This window comes from Nostoc sp. CHAB 5836 (assembly GCF_020829445.1).
GTDB lineage: Bacteria > Cyanobacteriota > Cyanobacteriia > Cyanobacteriales > Nostocaceae > Nostoc.
On the sequence record NZ_JAIVFV010000348.1, the window covers coordinates 1 to 2,922 of the forward strand.

Below are 2,922 nucleotides of genomic sequence, written 5' to 3' on the forward strand. Positions count from 1 at the left end.
GGATTACTTTTTTTATTGATTAAGGTCTTCTTAATCAGTCTGAGGTAGCTTCTTACTGCTCTCAGTAGAGATTATAGCCATTTATTGGCTATATCTGAATAGATTTTGTTTAAAGTTTTCTAATACCTGGTGATTTCGGAAGAGATAGTACAAAAACTGGGCTTGCGGATTCGAGGCCAACAGAAAGCCAAGTATGCTGATGGACGTGAGGGATTGGTGGGGGTTACGGAAGCTCTGCTAATTGAGTGTGAAGGTCGTCAAACGACAGAAGATGCTCTTGTAACGGGTGATGCAGTGCTAATCGGTCAAGTTGTTTTGGAGAAGTTAGATTTCCTGGTGGATTGTAAAAATCAGCGGTTAATTCCAAATCCAGCACATCCTGATTATCGTATTACTTATATCCTTTAACACTCTCAGGTTTCCAGACACGGAGATTAATAACTTGCTCAATTAGGCTTTCCCGTTAAGGCGATCGCATTTTTGGACTGTTCATTCCAAAAGTTGATTCCGTACCTGATTTCTGGTGACGTGTACTTAGTACAGCTTTCCATAAAATCGTGGCGAATTGACGGTTAAAATTTAAACGCAAAGGGGAGGCAGCGCGTTGCGGGGGTTCCCCCCGTTGTAGCGACTGCCGTCGCGCAAAGGGAAGCGCAAAGGAACGCAAAGAGAATTCGCTACGAATTTATGAAATATTGTACTTAGGAGACTTTGATGAATAAAGAGTCGCCTTATTCGTAATTCGTAATGACGCTCCTGCGGACGCTCGAAGGCTCGCTACCGCTAACGTAATTCGTAATTATTTCGTTAAGTATGCTCTGCACGACGGTGGTTAGCAGCTTGTAATAATAGAGATTCGGCAAATGCGATCGCGTCACTTGCAGATTTACCACCAGCTAATTGCGCTAATTCTTCCCGGCGGGTGGTTAAATTATCCAAGGTAGTAACTCTAATAACGGTACGCTGCTCGCCATTATCATTGTTGGCTTTTTTACCCTTAGTTGGATTAATAGTTTGCTTGTCTACGCGAAAATGCCGATCAGCCATTGCCGCAACTAAAGGCTGGTGGGTAACACATAATACTTGGTTGCGTTGACTTAGTTGGTGTAATTTTTCAGCGATCGCTTGGGCGACTCTTCCTGAAACCCCGACATCAATTTCATCAAAAACCATTGTCCCAGCCACGTCAACCTGAGAAAAACAAGCTTTCAGCGCCAGTAAAAAGCGGCTCATTTCCCCGCCAGAAGCAATTTCCGTTAAAGGTTGCAGTGGTTCTCCAGGGTTGGAACTAAATGTAAAGGTGATTTTATCCGCTCCCATCGCAGTTGGGGAAGCTGGTAATATTTCAACCAGAAACTTCACCTTTTCCATCGCTAGGGGCTTGAGTTCGGCGATCAAACGTGATTCTAAATTAGCAGCCGCCTTACTCCGCAGTTGAGTTAGCTGATTACTTGTTTGCGTGAGTTTCTCAAAACAGGCCTTTTCTTGCTGTTCGAGACTCTCGATAGATTGTTCGCTGTCGTTAAGTTGGGCTAATTTCCCTTGGATACGTTGGTAATAAGCGATCGCTTCTGTAAGTGTCGGCCCATACTTGCGGCAAATTTGTTTTAATTCCTGAATCCGTTCTTCCACCTCTGACAATCGCTGCGGATCGGCTTCCAAACCATCCCCATAAGCATTAATCTGCCTTCCCACTTCCATTACCGCGGCTTGGGCGTCTCGCACCAATTCCAACAGGTGTTGCAGTTGGGTATCGTATTCCATCATGTCAGTTAATGTCGCCTCACTGTCTCCCAATAAATCTGCGGCGGCGGGAGTTTCATTATCGTTTTGATACAAAGCCTGATAGACCTTGTAACTCATTTGTTGCAAATCGACGACATGATTTAGGCGTTCTGATTCTTGTCCTAACTGTTCCAATTCATTAGGTTCACTGAGATTAGCTGCTGCCAATTCTTGCACTTGATAAGTGAGCAAGTCGAGTTGTTGCAAGCGTTCCCGTTCTGATGTCCGGCGTTTTTCTAATGCTAAATGCGCCTGTTGGTAAGCACTGAAACTGGTGGCGACCTGATGACGCTGCTGCATTAGAGAGTCGCCGCCATATAAATCCAACCAGTCGCGGACTTGGGCAGATTGTCCTACTTGTACCGTTTGACCTTGGGCCGTGATTTCTACCAAGCGATCGCGCATTCCTCCCATGATCTGGCGATTTACCAACACACCATTCACCCGCGAACGACTGCGGATATTACTAGTAGTGGCTGTAATTTCTCGGCTAATGACTACGGAATTTTCATCAAGCAAATCTATTTCTTGTTCGGTCAACCAAGCCCCTAGGGGGGCATTTGAGGTAAAAGTCGCTTCTACCATCGTCCGACTTGTCCCTGTGCGAATGACTCGACTAGAGACTTTACCGCCCAAAGCGGCATCAATGGCATCCAAGATAATCGATTTTCCAGCGCCGGTTTCACCTGTTAACACATTTAGTCCCGCGCCAAATTCCAATTCCAGTTGGTCAATTAAGGCAAAGTTTTCAATTCGCAGGCAAAGCAACATCAAGCCAAATTCTCCGTGAGGGCAGATGCCGGATACTTCTAATTTACAAGATAATAAGTATGATCTTTCAGCAACTAGCAATACCGACTACTATTGAACTAGTATGCCCGTTTAAGTCTAGCAGACCACTGGGGAGTATGAATTTGAGATTTGAGATTTGGGATTTGAGATTTAAATTTAACGTGTCGCCCAAGTCCCCACCTTCAATGTACTCATAAGGTGGGGATAGGGAGCGGATGGCGACGATTCTACCCCACTCCCTAATCAATCGTCAGATTGATTAGGGAGTGGGGTGGATAAGGAGTCGTCAATCTTGGGACTAGGCAACCTGTCGATCCAGTCTTCAACCAACTGCGTAACTGTTTT

At 45.2% G+C, this 2,922-nt stretch carries 2 protein-coding genes; one reads left to right on the forward strand and one right to left on the reverse strand.

Features of this window, described 5'->3' with window-relative positions:
* The first annotated feature begins 162 nt into the window (after positions 1 to 162).
* Positions 163 to 408, forward strand: a complete 246-nt coding sequence (locus tag LC605_RS32190) for a hypothetical protein (RefSeq protein ID WP_229551429.1) — start codon at positions 163 to 165, stop codon at positions 406 to 408.
* A 399-nt stretch (positions 409 to 807) separates the two neighbouring features.
* Here LC605_RS32190 and recN read toward each other — a convergent pair whose 3' ends face one another.
* Entirely contained in the window at positions 808 to 2,556 is a 1,749-nt protein-coding gene (gene recN / locus LC605_RS32195; RefSeq protein WP_229551430.1) for a DNA repair protein RecN, read from the reverse strand.
* Positions 2,557 to 2,922: the final 366 nt, after the last annotated feature.

What these genes read in the sequence shown, in the direction of transcription:
- recN (WP_229551430.1), bottom strand. Translation starts at nt 2,556, where the DNA reads ATGTTGCTTTGCCTGCGAATTGAAAACTTTGCCTTAATTGACCAACTG.